We start from the raw sequence: 17,923 nt of genomic DNA on the forward strand, positions 1-17,923 counted from the left end.
GGTGGCGGCCTTCGTCGTCGGTGCCCCCGGCAGGAATCGAACCCGCGGCACGGTGGGTAGAAACCACCTGCTCTATCCACTGAGCTACGGAGGCGGACGCCGACGATCATATTCGGTGCCGGCCAGCAGGCGGTGGACGAACCGCTCGACGTCCCGCTGTGAGCGCAGCCGCACGACGCGGAGGTGTGGAGTCGAGTCGGCGAGCGCCGCCACCCGCTTGCGGGTCTCGTTCCGGGTCGCGATCCCCCACCGGAGGATGTGCTCGCGCCGGGTGACGACCGTCCACAACGGCGGCTCGACGTTCCCGTTCCACAGCTCGATGCGCCGGAGCCGTCGTCGGACGGTCCTCCGGAGCAGTCGCCAGAACGCCACCGGCTTCGGGAGGTCCAGCCACACCAGGGTGTCCGCTCGGTCGACGAGGAGCGCCCGCACCGACCGGTACTGCCACTCGGTGATCCATGCCGGTGCGGCCGTGAACGCGTCGACGTCCTGCGCGAAGGTCGGCCGGACCGTCCACCCGGGCCCGTGGTACAGCGCGTCGATCTCGGTGTGTGGAGCACCGACGGCCTGCGCGATGCGTCGGGCGGTGGTGGTCTTGCCGACGCCTGCGGTCCCCGCCACGAGGACGCGTCGAGGCGGCGGGTCGAGGACGTCGTCGGCACCGAGCATCCCTCGACGATAGACGAGGTGTCGAGCCCGGCCCCGGCGATCCGCGGTGCCGGCCCCGACGTGGTGTCGCGCCGTGGCGATGTCGATCGGGACACCCGTCCGCGCGGTGAGAGGGCTCCGCCGGCGGGCACTCCGGGCGCTGCGGCGCCCGGTGGAGCCGGTCGTCACCGGGGTGCGGCCGGTGTCAGTCGAGCGCCTTCGCCACCGCGACGAGGAACTGGTCGCGGGACGGGACGCCCGCTGACCGGAAGACCTCGGTGCCGTCGTCCCGTCGGACGACGACGGTGGGCGTGGAGCGGATGCCGAGCTCCTCGACGACGTCGGGCTCGGCGGCGGCGTCCCGTTCGGTGACGGCGAGCCCCGGCACGAGTCGGGCGGCGTCGCCGACCACGCGTCGGGCGGCGGCGCACGGCGCGCAGAACGCGGACGTCCAGAGATCGACCTGCATGACGGCCTCCAACGTTCGACGGCTCTGGTGCACTCCCGATCCACCGGTCGGACCGGGACCGGGACCGGGACCGGCGGGCGGACCGCCGCCGGCCCCGGCAGCACGCAGCCCCGGCCGTCGCGGACGACCGGGGCTGCTGACGACCGCTACTCGCGGTCGAACTCGCCGCTGCGGTCGCCGCGGTCCTGCAGGTCGTCGACCGGGTCGGACTCGTCGGGCGCGAAGGTGTAGTCGACCGAGATCTGGTCGAGCACCTGGCGCGAGCCCGTGGACTTGTAGGTGAAGGCGGTCTGGAGGCCCTCGACGTCCGCGAACACCGTCACCTCGTCGTCCAGCGCGTCGCTCGTGGCCGTGCGGGTGTCCGTGGTCCCGTCGAACGGGCCCCCGTGGAAGATGGCGGTGAACTCGTCGCCCTCGTGGATCGTGATGTCGCTCATGCATCCCTTCTACCAGCGCCGGAGGTGGCACGGTCCAGCACGGACGCGGTTGCCAGATCCATAGCCCTGCTATACAGTTTCACGGTGAAACCAAATCGGGACGAGACGCTCGAGACGCTCCTCGTCTCGGTCAACCGGCTCATCCGGTCGGCACTCCAGGCCACGGGTCACACCACGTCCACCGCCGTCTGGCGGACGCTCGGCATCCTCGAGACCGAGGAAGCCCTCCGGCTCGGCGAACTCGCCACGGTGTCGCGGGTGTCCCAGCCGACCATGACCCGCCTGGTTGCCGGCATGACCGCCGACGGGCTGACCGCCCGGACCGTCGACCCCGACGACTCCCGCGGGCAGCTCATCCAGATCACCGACGCCGGCCGCGAGCGACTCGTCGCCTGGCGAGCCGCCCTCACCAGCACCGTCGGCCCCCTCTTCGAGGACCTGGGCGACGACGACTGGGACGTCCTGCACCACGCATCGGCCCTCATCGCAGCGAGGGCCAGAACGGAGACCACCGCGTGAACGCGCACGCACCCGCCGGGCAGTCCGGCTCGATCCTCAAGCAGTCCTCGGCGGTGTGGGCCATCGCCTTCGCGTGCGTCGTCGCCTTCATGGGCATCGGCCTCGTCGACCCGATCCTCCCCGCGATCGCCGAGTCCCTGCGCGCCACCCCAGCGCAGACCGAGTTGCTCTTCACGAGCTACCTCGCCGTGACCGGCGTCGCGATGTTCTTCACCAGCTGGGTGTCGAGCCGGATCGGGGCGAAGAAGACCCTGATGACCGGGCTCGCCCTCATCGTGCTCTTCTCGGTGCTCGCCGCCGTGTCGAACGACGTCTGGACGATCATCGGCTTCCGCGCCGGATGGGGCCTCGGGAACGCCCTGTTCATCTCCACCGCGCTCGCCACGATCGTCGGTGCCGCCGCCGGTGGCACCGCCTCCGCGATCATCCTGTACGAGGCCGCGCTCGGTCTCGGCATCGCGGTCGGCCCGCTCGTCGGCGGCCTGCTCGGTTCAGTCAGCTGGCGCGGGCCGTTCTTCGGCGTGACCACGCTGATGGCCGTCGCGTTCATCGCCATCCTCGTTCTGCTGAAGCCCGGGATGCTCGAGAAGCCGACCCCGACGAAGCTCTCCGCCCCGTTCCGCGCCCTCGGCCGCCCCGCACTCGCAGCCCTCGCCGCGACCGCGCTGTTCTACAACATCGGCTTCTTCGTGCTCCTCGCCTACACGCCGTTCCCCCTCGGGTTCGGGGCGCTCGGCATCGGGTTCACGTTCTTCGGCTGGGGTGTCGGGCTCGCGATCACCTCGGTGTGGGTCGCCCCGATGCTCACCGCGCGCATGCGCCGCACGAGCGTCCTCAAGCTCGCGCTGCCGCTGCTCGCGCTCGACCTGTTCGCCGCGGCCGTCCTCGTGCGGTCGCAGGCCGGGCTCATCGTCTGCGTCGTGATCGGCGGGCTCGTCCTCGGCGTCCTCAACACCGTCCTGACGGAGTGCGTCATGGAGGCGACCGACCTGCCCCGCTCCGTCGCGTCCAGCGCCTACTCCGCCGTCCGCTTCATCGGCGGCGCGATCGCACCGCCCGTCGCGACGCTGCTCGCCGACGCGTACTCGCCGAGTGCCGCCTACGTCTTCGCCGGTGTGTCCGTGGCGATCGCGTTCCTGGTCGTCGTGCTCACCACGAAGGTACTGCGCCGCGTGGACGACGCGGCCGAGCCCGAGCGCGTCGAAGCCGAGGCGATCTCGGCCGGCGAGATGGCCTAGTCCCGGGGCGTCGGAGCACGGAAGTAGGATCGGGGCATGTCTGCAGGGAATGACCGTCTCGTCTGGATCGACTGTGAGATGACGGGACTCGACGTCGCCGTCGACGAGCTCGTCGAGGTCGCGGTCGTCGTCACGGACTTCGACCTCAACCCGGTGCACCCCGGGTTCGACATCGTGATCAAGCCGGACCAGTCGGCCCTGGACAACATGAACGAATTCGTGACGAACATGCACACGACCTCCGGCCTGATCGAGGAGATCCCGAACGGGGTGTCCCTGGCCGACGCCGAGTACCAGGTGCTCGAGTACATCCTCGCCCACGTCCCGGCCGAGGGCACCGCGCCCCTGGCCGGCAACACGATCGGCACCGACCGCGCGTTCCTGGCGAAGTACATGCCCCGCATCGACAGCCACCTGCACTACCGGAGCGTGGACGTGTCGAGCATCAAGGAGCTCTGCCGTCGCTGGTTCCCACGCGTGTACTTCAACTCCCCGGCGAAGCACGGCGGGCACCGTGCCCTCGCGGACATCCTCGAGTCGATCCGCGAGCTCGAGTACTACCGCCGTGCCGGCTTCACACCGGAGCCCGGGCCGGCGAGCGACGACGTCAAGGCCATCGCCGCCGAGGTCGTGGCGAAGTGGGAGCCCCGCCTGACCGCGCAGCCGAGCCCGGCACCCGCCGAGTAGCGATCGTGGTCCGGGCAGGCGCTCCGATGTACTACAATCGAGTGGTTGCTCCGGCTCGCCGGACCGACACATGGTGGGTATAGCTCAGCTGGTAGAGCGCCTGGTTGTGGTCCAGGAGGTCGCGGGTTCAAGCCCCGTTACTCACCCCGAGATGAAGGCCCCCGTCCTCGACGGGGGCCTTCTCTGTTCCCGGTGCGCGGCGTCCGTCGACGGCACCGGGGACACGGCGCGGCCATCAGGTGCGACATGTGGAATGTTCTCTGGTCGCATGCCGGTCTGGTTACGGTGGCCAGATGCGTTCTCCCGACCTCCGCTCCGATGTCCAAGGGCTGCGGGCCGTCGCCGTGGCGGTGGTCCTGCTGGACCACGCGTTCGGGTGGCCCAGCGGTGGGTTCCTGGGCGTCGACGTGTTCTTCGTCATCTCGGGTTTCGTCGTCGGGCGCGGGCTGTGCGCCGAGTTGCGCCGGACGGGGACGATCGACCTCGTCGGTTTCGCTCGTCGTCGGGTCAGGAGACTCGCGCCGTCAGCAGTGCTCGTCATCGGGGTCACCCTCCTCGCGAGTGCGGTGGCCCTGCGGGGTGAGCGCCTCGGATCGGTCGCCGTCGACGGCCTGAGCGGGCTCCTCGGCGTCGCGAACTGGCGCTTCGTCCTGACCCGGTCCGGGTACTTCGACCTCACCGGCGAGCCCAGCCCCTTCCGGCACCTCTGGTCCCTGGGCGTGGAGGAACAGTTCTACGTCCTCGCTCCCCTGTTGTTGCTCCTCCTCCGGCGCCGCGGTCGAGCGAGTGTCGTGGTCGGACTGGTGGCGATCGTGTGCGCGTCGATCACCCTCGCGGTCGTCGTGCTCCCCGACGGACCCGACGTCGCGTTCTACTCGACGGCCACACGCGCCTGGCAACTCGCCGTCGGCGTCCTGCTCGCGGTGCTCGAACCGGTCCTGCGCCGTCCCCGCGCCGGCGTCGCCACGGTCTGCGCCGCCGTCGGATGCGGGATGATCGCGGTCGCGGTCGTCTCGGGTACACCGTCGATGGGTGTCCCGGTCCCGCTCGGTGTCCTCCCGACCTGCGGGGCCGCCCTGGTCGTCCTCGGTGGTCGTCACCGGCGCAACGCCGTCTCGCGCGCACTGTCCTCCGACGCGCTGACGGCGGTGGGTCGGCGGAGTTACTCCCTCTACCTCTGGCACTGGCCCGTCCTGGTGCTCCTCCCCACGTTCCTCCCCTGGCCCCCCGCCGTGGCGCTCGCAGTCGCCGTCGTCGCCGCGTGCCTGTCGTACGAGCTGGTGGAACGGCCGTTGCGCCGCCCGCCCGCCGACCGCAGAACCACCCAACCCGACCACGGAACGGTGCGCCCGGGTCACCCCGTCGCAACGGTCCTGTCCTTGGCACTCGTGACCGTCCTCCTCACAGCGGCTGCCGTGACGCGGTACCAGCCCCTCGACGTCCCGGCTGCCGCAGCGGCGGACGCCCCGGGAACCGGCGCATCCGACGGCGAGGAGCGCCCGGACCCGGTGGCTGCTGCCCGCACGGCAGCGGTCGAGGCAGGGCTCGCGCTGCGTCGCTGGCCGGAGGGCCTGACACCGTCGCTCGACACCGTCAGGGGCGGCGGGTACCTCGACGGTCTCGCGGCGGACCCGGCTTCCGCGGAGCTCCTCCGCTGCTCCGACCCACGTGATCTCCGCCCGGTGGACGAGTGCACGTTCGGTGACGGGGCCCGTACCGTGATGGTGGTCGGGGACTCGACGAGCGAGTTCCTCCTGCCGGCCTTCCGCCGACTCGCCGAGCAGTCGGGATCGGAGTGGAAGCTCGTCGCCGCCGCTCGGTACGGGTGCCCGTTCACGACGCTGGACATCGCACACGGCGACACCGACTGCTCGCCGGAGCGGAAGGAACTCCCCGGTCGCGTGGCCGAGGTCCGTCCGGACGTCCTCGTGGTCGTCAACGTCCTCGGACCGTTGCGCGACGACCGCCGCGCACTCGATGAACGCGAACGCGCGGAGGGCGTCGAACAGCAGATCGATGCCGTACGGTCCGTGATCGGCTCTGCCGTCGTGATGACCCCCAACATCCCGGCACCGACGTGGGATGCCTGTGCCACCGCTGTCCAGGGGCCGTCCGCATGCAACGCCGACCTGTCGCGCTGGCTCCCGTCGATCGCAGCCGACAGCGCAGCTGCTGGACGACACGGCGACCTCTACCTCGACACACGATCAGTCTGGTGTTCCGCCAACGCGTGTCCAGCGGTCATCAACGGGCATCCGGTGACCTTCGACGGGACCCACGCGACCCGGGAGGCAGCGGCGGACGCAGCTCCGGCGCTGGAACACCTGCTGTCCGAGCGGGGCGTCCTCCCGGGCAGCGAGGGCGCTGCTGCCCGCACCGACGAGGACGGCGCGGAGAGCGCCCCCTCCGCTGCGCCCGGAGCAGGTCCCGGCTGATCGGCTCCCACAGGTCCCCGTGCGACGATCGCTCCCGTGATGGAGATGTCGCCCGAGGACTTCGAGCAGCTCGTGACCGACGAGCTCGACCAGCTACCGGACGAGATGGTCGACGGCCTGGACAACGTCGTGTTCGTCGTCGAGGACGAACCCGAAGACGGCTCCGACCTGTTCGGCGTGTACGACGGCGTCGCGGCGACCGAGCGTGGGCAGTACGGCTTCGGCGAGCTGCCCGACCGGATCGTCGTCTTCCGGAAGCAGCACCTGGCGGAGTGCGACACCCTCGACGAGCTCAAGGACGAGGTGCACACCACGCTCGTGCACGAGATCGGCCACTTCCACGGCATCGACGACGAGCGGCTGCACGAGCTCGGTTGGGCGTAGGTCCCGGAGGCCCGGAGGAGCGCCCGCGTGGCCGCGGCCCCACGGCCCCGCGGACATGCGCACCCGCGGTCAGGTCCGCAGCACCACGTCCGCGAGCGCTGCCGGCTGCTCCGTTCGGATGAACCCGTCCTCCTGGTCTGCCCACCGCGCCCACTCGCGTTCGAACGTGGCGCCGTCGCGACCGATGGCCCGGTCCCACCGCACGACGTCGTCGGCCTCGAGCCACACCCGCACGGTGGCCAGCGGAGCGGATGCGCGCGAGAGCGCCCCGCACCCCTCGATGACGAGTGGTGCATCGGGGTCGACCGTGCGCCACGCGGCCGGTCGATCCGCCTGCCAGTCCCACGAGCGGTACCCGGACGGCGCGCCGAGCACGTCCGTCACGACGGCGTCCGCGGCCGCGCGCAGACCGTCCCACCCGGGGTAGACGTCGTCGAGGTGCACCACCTGCGCTCCGAGTGCGACCGCGAGGGCGTTCCCGAGCGTGGTCTTGCCCGTCCCCGACCGCCCGTCGACGAGCACCACCACCCGCCCACGGCCGTCGGCACCGTCACCGTCCGGACCGAGGCCGTCCCCACCGGAACCGGGAGCACGACCGTCGCCCCCGTCGCCGCCTCCGACCAGACCACCGCCGACCCCGCCCGCCACCGCGACGCGGATGCGTGCCACCACGTCGGCGACGACCGCCGCGGGGTCGGTCGTGTGACCGGTCAGCTCGTCAGACACGCCACGTCCCCGCCGCCACCGCCACGGCGACCGCGACGGCGCCGATGCCGACGAGCACCCCGACCATCGCCCACTCCGGTCCGGCGAACCGGACGCTCCGCGCCCACGTCCGCCGTCCGGGCGCACCGAACCCGCGCGACTCCATCGCCACCGCGAGCGTCGTCGCCCGCCGGAGCGCCAGCACGAGCAGCGCGAACGCCATGGACGCTCCGCGCCGCAGCCGCCCGGTGTCGGCCACGCCCCGGGCCCGCCGTGCGTTGCCGAGCTGCCGCCAGTCATCGCCGAGCAGGGTCGTCATCCGGATCGCCGCGAGCGCGCCGAGCACGAAGCGCGCGGGCAACCGGAGCAGCTGGGCGAGCCCGTCGGCCAGGTCGGTCGGGTCCACCCGCACGAACAGCGCGATCGCCGGCAGCCCCACCGCGAGCACGCGCAGCGCGGTCGCCAGTGCGAGGGTCAGCGATCCGTCGGTCACGTGCGCGAAGCCGACGTCGAACCATTCGCGCCCGGACGGCCGGCCGTACAGGGCGATGCTCACGGCCGTCAGCGGCACCGCCGCGAGCAGCGGCGCGGTCCGCAGCAGGAACGTCCGCGGCGGGATCCGCAGGAGCGGGAGCAGGAGCACCTCGAGTCCGAGCGCGACCGCGGCGGACACGACGTCCAGGCTGAGCACGAGGCACAGGCCGAGCGCCAGGACGCCGAGCAGCGACGCCACCGGCTGCACACCGCGGATCCCGCGGGGCCGGACGGGAGGCTCGGCCCGCACGGGCGGTCCGGCCGCGGCCCCGGCGGTCGTCGCGCGGGTGCGCTCGCGGCCCGTGCTGCTGCGCGCGTCCATCGAGCAGGTCGACGCGGCCGGCGTGACCGCGTCGGTCCGGGCGGCCGATCCGGTGCCGGCCGATCCGGTCGCGGCCGACGCGGCCGGCGCCACGTGCGGCGGTCCGTCGTGCTCGTCCGCCACCGCAGCGCGCACGCCGTCGGGCCCGAGGACGACCTCCACCGCGTCGAGCGCCCGCACGAGGTCACGGTCGTGCGTCACGGCGACGACCGCGGTCCCGCCGTCGGCGAGTTCGCCGAGCCGGTCGACCACGGCCTGCCACGTCGCCCGGTCCTGTCCCGACGTCGGTTCGTCGAGCACGAGCACGGGCGGCTCGGCGGCGATGACGGCCCCGATCGCGAGCCGGCGCTGCTCGCCACCGGACAGCGTGAACGGGTGCTGGTCGGCGAGGTGCGCCAGGTCGAAGTCGGCGAGCACCCGGTCGACCCGGGCATCGACGTCCGGCCGTCCCACGGCACGCGGGCCGGCGGCGAGCTCCTCGCGGACGGTGCGGGCGATGAACTGGTGCTCGGGGTCCTGGAAGACGGTGCCGATCCGGGCGGCGAGCTCGCGGCTCGACCATGCCGACGGGTCCTCGGCCGCGTCGCCCCGCAGTGCCGCGGTCGCGTGCACGGAGCCCGCGGCGGGTCGGAGGAGCCCGCCGAGGGTCAGGCCGAGCGTGGACTTGCCCACGCCGTTCGGTCCGGTGACCGCGATGACCTGCCCGGCACGCACGGAGAGGTCGATGCTGCTGCCGATGCGGGGTCCCCGGCCCCGCGCCGTGCCGAGGGCCGATGCGACGAGGCGATCCGTCCCTCCCGGCCGGTCCGCGGTGGCGCTCTGGGCCGCACGGTGTCGTGCGGAGCCGGGTGCGGGTTCGCTGCCCGGCACCCAGACGCCGGCCGCGGTGAGCGCCGGTCCGTGTGCGGCGAGCACCTCGGCGGGGGGCCCGTCGGCCACGACGCCGCCGGCCGGTTCGAGCAGCACCAGGCGGTCGACCAGGTCGAGCCAAGTGCCGATCCGGTGTTCGACGACCAGGAGCGTGGCGCCGGTCTCGTCGAGCACGGCACGGACGGCGTCGTGCACCTGCGCGACCCCGTCCGGGTCGAGGTTCGCGCACGGTTCGTCGAGCACGAGGGCGCCCGGGCGCATCGCGAGCACCCCGGCGAGCGCCAGCCGCTGCCGCTGCCCGCCGGACATCGCCGTGGTGGACCGGTCGAGCGGCAGGTCGAGTCCCACGACGTCGAGCGCAGCGCGGACCCGCGGCCAGATCTCCTCCGGCGGCACCCCGGTGTTCTCGCACCCGAAGGCCACGTCGTCGCCGATCCGGGACATCACGGTGTGCGCCTCGGGGTCCTGCATGACGAGCCCGACCCGCCCGCGGGCGCTGCCCGGTGCGACCCCGTCGACGAGCACTTCGCCCTGGACCGCGGCGGCGGTGTCGTCGTCCGGGTCGGGTTCGTCGGGCAGCACGGCCGCGACGGCCCGGAGCAGGGTGGACTTGCCGGCACCGGAGGGCCCGACGACCGCGACGCGTTCGCCGGGCTCGACGGTCAGGTCCACCCCGCGCACGGCCCACCGCTCACGGGACGCGTACCGCCACCCCCAGTCGCGGAAGGCGATCCGTGCCGCGGACGCCGTGGTGTCGGACAGGGGCCCGGCGGCGGCGGACGGTGCGGACGTCACGCCGAGGCGCGAGCCGCACGCTTGGTGTGCTCGCGGCCCGCGGCGAACGACGAGAGCACGCCGGTGGCGGCGAGGGCGCGGACGATGAGCCACGAGCCGAGTCCGGCGATGACGGCACCGGAGATGACGGCGCAGATCACGTAGACGACCTTGAAGCCGGCGTCGAGCCCCGCGTACCAGAGCAGTGAGTCGTTGACGCCGAGCGCGAGTCCCGCGGCGGCCCCGGCGAGGACGACGACCGGCAGCCGGTACACGCGGTACAGGAAGAACGCGAGGACGAGCTCGGCGCCGAGGCCCTGCACGAGCCCGGCCTCGAGCGTGAGCCACCCCCACTGCGTGCCGAGCAGGGCCTCGACCGACGCCGCGACCATCTCGGCGTACAGGGCCGCACCCGGCTTGCGCACGACGATCGCGACGATCGGACCGGCGAGCAGCCAGACCCCGCCGAAGAGCGACTGGGTGCCGGGGAGCACGAGCGCACTGGCGGCGCTGATCGGCTCGTAGCCGAACTCCCACAGCTTGAAGACGACGCCGATCGCGACGGCGAGGACGCTCGCGACGACGATGTCCACGACCCGCCACCGCAGCGAGCGGGTGGGCGTGGTGGACGGGACAGCAGACTGCATGACAGCAGGCATGACCTGGACTCCTCCCTGCGCCGGCATGATCCGGATCAGGTTCGACGGTCGGAGCGCCGTTCGCTCCCTCTCAGCCCGGTGGACCCGGACTCCCGTGTGTGTCCCGCCAGTGTAGTGGCGATGTGGATGCGGGACGCGACCCGCGACGGACGGGAGGCACGGTGCGGGTCCGCACCGTGCCTCCCGTCCGTGATCCGGTCAGTCCGTCACTTCTTCAGCGCGCGGATGAGCTTCGCGAGCACCTTGCCCGTGACCCAGATGACCGGGATGCTCACGGTGAGGAGCGAGATGAGGTTCGGCTCGAACGCGAGGTCCTGGCCGGGACGGCGGACGTACGCGCCGACGGGGAGCGAGACGGCCCCGCCGCCACCGCCACCGGCGCCGTCCTCGTCGGCGTCGGAGCCGCCGCCGAAGCCGTACCAGTTGACGGAGACGGGGATCAGCGTGCTGTCCCCGACGTCCACCGGGTCGCCGTAGTTCGAGGCGACGCCGACGGGCCGCACCTTGTCTGCGATCTGCGTGACGATGTTGGTCATGGCGGTGACGCTACTCGGCGGGGCCGCGGACATCACAGGGGTCCCTCGATACGTTGGCCGGGTTCACCCCTTCTGGAGGCACGTTTGCACACCTGGCCCGGCAACCCCTACCCCCTCGGCGCGACCTACGACGGCAGCGGCACGAACTTCGCCGTGTTCAGCGAGGTCGCCGAAGGGGTCGAGCTCTGCCTGTTCGATGCCGACGGCACCGAGGAGCGCGTCCGCCTCGTCGAGGTCGACGCCCACGTCTGGCACGCGTACCTGCCGACCGTCGGCCCGGGCCAGCAGTACGGCTTCCGTGTGCACGCCCCGTACGACCCGGCGAACGGGCTGCGCTCGAACCCGGCGAAGCTCCTCCTGGACCCGTACGCCAAGGCGACCAGCGGTGACATCGACTGGGACCAGTCCCTGTTCTCGTACACGTTCGGCGACCCGGACTCCACGAACGACGAGGACTCCGCGTCGCACATGGTGAAGGGCGTGGTCATCAACCCGTTCTTCGACTGGCAGGGCGACCGCCCGCCGCGCATCCCCTACGGCGAGACGGTCATCTACGAGGCGCACGTCAAGGGCCTCACCGAGACGCACCCCGACGTGCCCGAGGAGCAGCGCGGCACCTACGCGGGCGTCTCGCACCCGGCCGTCATCGAGCACCTCAAGCGACTCGGCGTCACGACGCTCGAGCTCATGCCCGTGCACCAGTTCGTGAACGACTCGACCCTGCAGGACAAGGGGCTGTCGAACTACTGGGGCTACAACACCATCGGGTTCTTCGCGCCACACGCGCACTACTCGTCCTCGGGCGACGGTGGCCAGCAGGTGCAGGAGTTCAAGACGATGGTCCGCGAGCTGCACCGCGCCGGCATCGAGGTCGTCCTCGACGTCGTGTACAACCACACCGCCGAGGGCAACCACCTCGGACCGACCCTGTCGTTCCGCGGCATCGACAACGCGGCGTACTACCGCCTCGACGACGACAAGCGGTACTACATGGACGTCACGGGCACCGGGAACTCGCTCAACGTCGGGCACCCGCACTCGCTGCAGCTGATCATGGACTCGCTCCGCTACTGGGTCACCGAGATGCACGTCGACGGCTTCCGCTTCGACCTCGCCGCCGCCCTGGCCCGTGAGTTCTACGAAGTCGACCGACTCGCGGCCTTCTTCGAGCTCGTCCAGCAGGACCCGATCGTGTCGCAGGTGAAGCTCATCGCCGAGCCCTGGGACGTCGGCCCCGGCGGCTACCAGGTCGGCAACTTCCCGCCGCAGTGGTCGGAGTGGAACGGCAAGTACCGCGACACCGTCCGTGACTTCTGGCGCGGCGAGCCGTCGACCCTCGGTGAGTTCGCGTCCCGCATCTCCGGCTCCGCCGACCTGTACGAGCACGACGGCCGCACGCCCAAGGCGAGCATCAACTTCATCACCGCGCACGACGGCTTCACGCTGTACGACCTGGTCTCCTACAACGAGAAGCACAACGAGGCGAACGGCGAGGACAACAACGACGGCGAGAGCCACAACCGGTCCTGGAACTCGGGCGTGGAGGGGCCGACGGACGACCCGGACGTGAACGCGCTCCGACTCCAGCGGCAGCGGAACTTCCTCGCGACGCTGCTGCTCAGCCAGGGCGTGCCGATGATCGCGCACGGCGACGAACTCGGTCGCACCCAGCAGGGCAACAACAACGTCTACGCGCAGGACTCCGAGCTGAGCTGGATCGACTGGTCCACGGCGGACGACGAACTCATCCAGTTCACCGCGGACGTCGTGAAGCTCCGGCACGACCACCCGACCTTCCGCCGCACCCGGTACTTCAACGGCCGTCCGGTGCGTCGGGGCGAGGGCGAGCCGCTGCCCGACGTGGTGTGGCTGACGCCCGCCGGTGACGCCATGCAGCCCGAGGAGTGGGACTCCGGCTTCGGCAAGAGCGTCGGCATGTACCTGAACGGCGAGGGCATCCGCGGGCGTGACGCCCGCGGTGAGCGGGTCACCGACGTCGCCTTCCTGACGTACTTCAACGCGCACGACGGTGTCGTCACGTTCACCCTCCCGCCGGAGGAGTACTCCCCCGGCTGGACCGTCCGCATCGACACCGCCGAGCCGGGGGCCCGCGACGAGGTGCTCGAGGCCGGCGACGCGCTCGACGTGCCCGCACGGTCGATGATCGTGCTGCGTGCCGAGCCGGAGCACGAGATCCAGCGCACGCCCGTCGACACCGCGGAGCAGAGCGAGCCGGAGCACCCGACCGCCACCCCCGCGAACCCCGCAGCGTCCGCGACACCGAGCGCGGCGGGGACGGCCGGCGCCGCCGGCGTCGCCCCGGCACCGGCAGCGGACACCGCCGGGACGCCGACGACCGGCACCGAGACCCCCGCCACACCCTCCTCCGACGACGCTGCGTCCGAGCGCGACGCTCCCGCCGCCGGATCCGACACCCCTGGAAGTGCCGCATGAGCCGCCGCAACCCGACCTCCACGTACCGCCTCCAGGTCACCGCCGACTTCGACCTCGACGCCGCGCGCGACGTCGTGGACTACGTCCGTGACCTCGGCGCCGACTGGCTGTACCTCTCCCCCGTCCTGCAGGCGGAGCCCGGCTCCGGCCACGGGTACGACGTCGTCGACCACAGCCACGTCGACACCGACCGCGGTGGCGACGACGCCCTCCGGGCACTGGCCGAGGCCGCGCACGCGGCCGGGCTCGGCGTCCTCGTCGACGTCGTGCCGAACCACGTCGGTGTGGCCACGCCGGCCGTGAACCCGTGGTGGTGGTCGCTCCTCGAGCACGGCCAGGAGTCCCCGATGGCCTGGGCGTTCGACGTCGACTGGGCGGCCGGCGGTGGACGCATCCGCATCCCGGTCCTCGACGACCGGCTGCTCGACGGCGTCACGCTCGACACCGGCAGCGCCGACGACGCGCCCCGTCTGCTCGTCGGGGAGACCGCGTACCCGACCGCTCCCGGCACCGTGCACGACGGTGACGACGTCGCGACCGTGCACGCGCGGCAGCACTACGAGTTCGTGCACTGGAAGCGCGCCGACTCGGAGCTGAACTACCGCCGGTTCTTCGCGGTGAACACCCTCGCGGCGATCCGTGTCGAGGAGCCCGAGGTGTTCGCCGCCTCGCACGGGGTCATCGGCTCGTGGTTCCGCGACGGGCTCGTCGACGGGCTGCGCATCGACCACCCGGACGGCCTGACCGACCCGGCCGGCTACCTCGACGACCTCGCCGACCTGACCGGCGGCGCCTACACGCTCGTCGAGAAGATCCTGGAGCCCGGCGAACTCCTGCCGTCGTCGTGGCCCGTCGACGGCACGACCGGCTACGACGCGCTCGGCTTCATCGACCGCGTGTTCGTCGACCCCGCGGGCGAGGCACCCCTCACCGCGCTCGAGGACCGCCTGCGCGGCGAGCACGTCGCCTGGCAGGACCTGACCCGTGGCACCCGTCGAGGCATCGCCGACGGCATCCTCAACAGCGAGGTGCGTCGTCTCGCCCGCCTGCTCGTCGTCGACCCGGTCGTGCAGGCCGACGGTGCACCCCTCGCCGAGGACCGCATCGTCGACGCCGTCGCCGAGGTCGTCGCGAGCTTCGAGGTCTACCGGACCTACCTGCCCGAGGGCATCCACCACCTCGTCGAGGCGCTCGAGGTCGCGGCGGAGTCCCGCCCGGACCTCGCCGACGTCATCGACCGCATCGCGCCGGCGCTGTGCGATGGAGACGACGCCGCGGCGATCCGCCTGCAGCAGACCAGCGGCATGGTGATGGCGAAGGGCGTCGAGGACACCGCGTTCTACCGGACCTCCCGTCTGTCGTCGCTGAGCGAGGTCGGCGGTGACCCGAGCATCTTCTCGGTCACCCTCGACGAGTTCCACGCCGCCCAGCGCGAGCGCCTCGCCAGCTGGCCGCTCGCCATGACCACGCTCACCACGCACGACACGAAGCGGAGCGAGGACACCCGCGCACGCATCGCGGTCCTCGCCGAACTCGGCGAGGAGTGGACGGCGACCTTCGACCGGCTGAACGCCCTCGCCCCGCTCGCGGACGGCGTGTTCGCGAACCTGCTCTGGCAGGCGATCGTCGGCGCCCGCCCGGCCTCCCGCGAGCGGCTGCACGCCTACGCCGAGAAGGCCTCGCGCGAAGCCGGCGACAGCACGACGTGGACCGAGCCGGACGAGGCGTTCGAGCAGCAGATGCACGCGCTCGTCGACGCGTCGTTCGACGACCCCGCCGTGGTCGCCGAGCTCGACGCCCTCGACGAGCGGATCACCGCGGCGGGCTGGTCGAACGGCCTCGGCGCGAAGATCCTGCACCTCACCGCGCCCGGCGTCCCCGACGTCTACCAGGGCACGGAGGCCTGGGACCGCTCGCTCGTCGACCCCGACAACCGTCGTCCGGTCGACTACGCCGAGCGCCGCCGGGTCCTCGCGACGCTCGACGGAGCGGACGACGACGGGCCCGACGTGCTCCCGGCGATCGACCTCGACGCCGCTGCCAAGACGCTCGTCACGAGCCGTGCCCTCCGCGCCCGCCGGGACCACCCGGAGCTCTTCAGCCGGTACGTCCCGCTCGACGCGACCGGTCCGGCCGCCGACCACGTGGTCGCGTTCGACCGTGGCGGCGCCGTGACGATCGCCACCCGGCTGCCGCTCGGCCTGGAGGCCGTGGGCGGTTGGGCGGACACGCTGCTGCACGTCGTCCCCGTCGAGCGCGTCGACCTCTTGACCGGTCGCCGGTTCCCGGCGGACCGCGACCTGCTGCTCGGCGAGCTGCTCGCGGACTTCCCGGTCGCGCTCCTCGTGCCGGCCGACGTCGTCGACGGCGCCGGACACGACGCCACGGACGCGGCGAGCACGGACGCGGCGAGCACGGACACCACGAACACCACCACCGACGACACCGAGACCGACGCGCAGGCCGAGGTCGAGATCCTGGAGGGTCACGCATGACCAGTCCTGACCGCTACGGCGTCTGGGCCCCCGAGCCCGAGAACGTCCGCCTCGTCGTCGACGGGACCGAGTACCCGCTGACACGCGGCGACGACGACTGGTGGACCACCGACGCGGTCCTGCCGGTCGTCGGCGCCCGCTACGGGTTCCGCATCGGCGACGACGACGCGGTCCGCCCCGACCCGCGCAGCCGGTTCCAGCCCGAGGGCGTGCACGGCCCGTCCGAGGTCGTCGACCCGTCCCGCTTCGCGTGGACCGACGACGCCTGGACCGGCCGCCCCGTCCGCGGTGGCGTCGTGTACGAGATGCACGTCGGCACCTTCACGCCCGAGGGCACCCTCGACGCCGCCGCCGCGAAGCTCGAGCACCTCGTCGAGCTCGGCGTGGAGTTCGTCGAGCTCCTGCCCGTGAACGGCGTGAACGGTGAGTGGAACTGGGGCTACGACGGCGTCGCGTGGTACGCGGTGCACGCCCCCTACGGTGGGCCCGACGCGTACGACCGCTTCGTCGACCGCGCGCACGCGCTCGGTCTCGGGGTCATCCAGGACGTCGTCTACAACCACCTCGGCCCGAGCGGCAACTACCTGCCGCTGTACGGCCCGTACCTCGTCCAGGGCCTGGCGAACACCTGGGGCGACTCGGTCAACGTCGAGCACCCCGAGGTCCGCCGCTACGTCCTGGACAACGTCCGCATGTGGTTCCGCGACCACCACGTCGACGGCCTGCGCCTGGATGCCGTGCACGCGATCCGCGACACGACCCGGCCGCACGTCCTGGCCGAGATGGCGAGCGAGACCGACGCCTACTCGTCGTTCACCGGCAAGCCGCTCTCGCTCATCGCCGAGTCGGACCTCAACGACCCGGTGATGTTCCGTCCGCGCGAGGCCGGCGGCTACGGGCTCGCCGGGCAGTGGTCGGACGACTTCCACCACGCCGTGCACGTCGCCGTCACCGGGGAGACGAACGGCTACTACGCCGACTTCGCCCCGCTGACGGCACTCGCGAAGGTGCTCGACCAGGGCTTCTTCCACGACGGCACGTGGTCCTCGTTCCGCGGCAAGCGCCACGGTCGCCCGATCGACCGTGGGACCTCGCCCACGACAGCGCTCGTCGTGGCGAACCAGAACCACGACCAGATCGGCAACCGGGCCGCCGGCGACCGCCTGGCTGCGACCGTGTCGGACGAGGGGCTCGTCATCGCGGCGGCCCTGACCCTGCTCGGCCCGTTCACGCCGATGCTGTTCATGGGTGAGGAGTTCGCCGCGACGACCCCGTGGCAGTTCTTCACGTCGCACCCGGAGCCGGAGCTCGGCAAGGTGACGGCCGAGGGCCGCATCAAGGAGTTCGCGGAGCACGGCTGGGACGAGTCGACGGTGCCGGACCCGCAGGACCCGACGACGTTCACCAACTCGAAGCTCGTCTGGGCCGACGCCGAGTCGGAGCGTGGTGCCCGCATCCTCAACGCCTACCGCGTGCTCGTCGCCCTCCGCCGGACCGACGAGGCGTTCGTCGACCACCGGTACGAGGCGAACGCGGTGCGGTTCAGCGAGGACGAGCGCTGGCTCGTGCTCACCCGCGGGCTGCTCGGCCCCTCCGCGGCGCCGGTGCACGTCGTCGTCAACCTGTCGGACGCCGCGACGGAGGTGCCGCTCGTCGGCGCCAGCGGTGAGGTGCTGTTCAGCTTCGGCGACGCCGACTTCGACACCGACGGCGTCCGCTTCGGCGGCCGTGGCCTCGTCGTGGTGCGCTGACCGCGC

General features: G+C 72.2%; 15 protein-coding genes, 2 tRNA genes and 1 riboswitch. Of the genes, 9 read left to right on the forward strand and 8 right to left on the reverse strand.

Annotated elements, in window-relative coordinates:
* Positions 1–21 precede the first annotated feature (21 nt).
* The 4 genes from DEI84_RS07265 to DEI84_RS15635 all read right to left on the reverse strand — a co-directional run bounded on the left by DEI84_RS07265 (position 22) and on the right by DEI84_RS15635 (position 1,554).
* Positions 22–94: transfer RNA gene (locus DEI84_RS07265), tRNA-Arg, on the reverse strand.
* Positions 85–669, reverse strand: a complete 585-nt coding sequence (locus DEI84_RS07270) for an AAA family ATPase (RefSeq protein ID WP_110890253.1) — start codon at positions 667–669, stop codon at positions 85–87. Before DEI84_RS07270 ends, DEI84_RS07265 begins: the two co-directional genes overlap by 10 nt.
* A 184-nt stretch (positions 670–853) precedes the next feature.
* Entirely contained in the window at positions 854–1,117 is a 264-nt protein-coding gene (locus DEI84_RS07275) for a thioredoxin family protein (protein WP_110890254.1), read from the reverse strand.
* Between the two features lie 146 nt (positions 1,118–1,263).
* A complete protein-coding gene (locus DEI84_RS15635; RefSeq protein ID WP_110823756.1) occupies positions 1,264–1,554 on the reverse strand; it encodes a hypothetical protein in 291 nt (96 codons plus the stop codon).
* Between the two features lie 84 nt (positions 1,555–1,638).
* Between DEI84_RS15635 and DEI84_RS15640 the strand changes: the two genes are divergently transcribed.
* The 6 genes from DEI84_RS15640 to DEI84_RS07305 all read left to right on the forward strand — a co-directional run bounded on the left by DEI84_RS15640 (position 1,639) and on the right by DEI84_RS07305 (position 6,817).
* Positions 1,639–2,073, forward strand: a complete 435-nt coding sequence (locus tag DEI84_RS15640) for a MarR family winged helix-turn-helix transcriptional regulator (protein WP_181420376.1) — start codon at positions 1,639–1,641, stop codon at positions 2,071–2,073.
* On the forward strand, positions 2,070–3,311 hold the full coding sequence (locus DEI84_RS07285; protein ID WP_110890256.1) for an MFS transporter: 1,242 nt from the start codon (positions 2,070–2,072) through the stop codon (positions 3,309–3,311). The genes DEI84_RS15640 and DEI84_RS07285 overlap by 4 nt, the downstream gene beginning before the upstream one ends.
* A 36-nt stretch (positions 3,312–3,347) precedes the next feature.
* Positions 3,348–3,998, forward strand: coding sequence for an oligoribonuclease (orn, locus tag DEI84_RS07290; RefSeq protein ID WP_110890257.1), 651 nt, complete (start codon positions 3,348–3,350; stop codon positions 3,996–3,998).
* Positions 3,999–4,071: 73 nt separating this feature from the next.
* A tRNA-His gene (locus tag DEI84_RS07295) sits at positions 4,072–4,144 on the forward strand.
* Between the two features lie 147 nt (positions 4,145–4,291).
* Positions 4,292–6,433, forward strand: a complete 2,142-nt coding sequence (locus tag DEI84_RS07300; protein WP_110890258.1) for an acyltransferase family protein — start codon at positions 4,292–4,294, stop codon at positions 6,431–6,433.
* A 39-nt stretch (positions 6,434–6,472) separates the two neighbouring features.
* Positions 6,473–6,817, forward strand: coding sequence for a metallopeptidase family protein (locus tag DEI84_RS07305; RefSeq protein WP_110823752.1), 345 nt, complete (start codon positions 6,473–6,475; stop codon positions 6,815–6,817).
* 69 nt (positions 6,818–6,886) lie between these two features.
* Here DEI84_RS07305 and DEI84_RS07310 read toward each other — a convergent pair whose 3' ends face one another.
* From DEI84_RS07310 to DEI84_RS07325, 4 genes are all read right to left on the reverse strand, one after another.
* The gene (locus DEI84_RS07310; RefSeq protein WP_258371723.1) at positions 6,887–7,543 is read right to left on the reverse strand and encodes an ATP-binding protein; all 657 of its coding nucleotides are present in this window, start codon (positions 7,541–7,543) and stop codon (positions 6,887–6,889) included.
* Positions 7,536–10,043, reverse strand: coding sequence for an ATP-binding cassette domain-containing protein (locus DEI84_RS07315; RefSeq protein WP_181420377.1), 2,508 nt, complete (start codon positions 10,041–10,043; stop codon positions 7,536–7,538). The genes DEI84_RS07310 and DEI84_RS07315 overlap by 8 nt, the downstream gene beginning before the upstream one ends.
* Positions 10,040–10,681, reverse strand: coding sequence for an ECF transporter S component (locus DEI84_RS07320; RefSeq protein ID WP_258371725.1), 642 nt, complete (start codon positions 10,679–10,681; stop codon positions 10,040–10,042). The genes DEI84_RS07315 and DEI84_RS07320 overlap by 4 nt, the downstream gene beginning before the upstream one ends.
* Positions 10,676–10,787: riboswitch (TPP riboswitch) on the reverse strand. (Overlaps the previous gene by 6 nt.)
* 100 nt (positions 10,788–10,887) lie before the next feature.
* Positions 10,888–11,217, reverse strand: a complete 330-nt coding sequence (locus tag DEI84_RS07325; protein ID WP_110824005.1) for a hypothetical protein — start codon at positions 11,215–11,217, stop codon at positions 10,888–10,890.
* Positions 11,218–11,301: 84 nt separating this feature from the next.
* Here DEI84_RS07325 and glgX point away from each other — a divergent pair, with 84 nt between their 5' ends.
* The 3 genes from glgX to treZ are packed head-to-tail and all read left to right on the forward strand — an operon-like array spanning position 11,302 to position 17,917.
* Positions 11,302–13,671, forward strand: coding sequence for a glycogen debranching protein GlgX (gene glgX, locus DEI84_RS07330; protein WP_258371726.1), 2,370 nt, complete (start codon positions 11,302–11,304; stop codon positions 13,669–13,671).
* The gene (gene treY / locus DEI84_RS07335) at positions 13,668–16,166 is read left to right on the forward strand and encodes a malto-oligosyltrehalose synthase (RefSeq protein ID WP_110890260.1); all 2,499 of its coding nucleotides are present in this window, start codon (positions 13,668–13,670) and stop codon (positions 16,164–16,166) included. Before glgX ends, treY begins: the two co-directional genes overlap by 4 nt.
* Positions 16,163–17,917 (forward strand): malto-oligosyltrehalose trehalohydrolase, encoded by a 1,755-nt coding sequence (gene treZ, locus DEI84_RS07340; protein ID WP_110890261.1) that lies wholly within the window; start codon positions 16,163–16,165, stop codon positions 17,915–17,917. Before treY ends, treZ begins: the two co-directional genes overlap by 4 nt.
* The last annotated feature ends 6 nt before the right edge of the window (positions 17,918–17,923 follow it).

Origin of the sequence: Curtobacterium sp. MCBD17_023 (genome assembly GCF_003224415.1) — a bacterium.
Taxonomy (GTDB): domain Bacteria; phylum Actinomycetota; class Actinomycetes; order Actinomycetales; family Microbacteriaceae; genus Curtobacterium.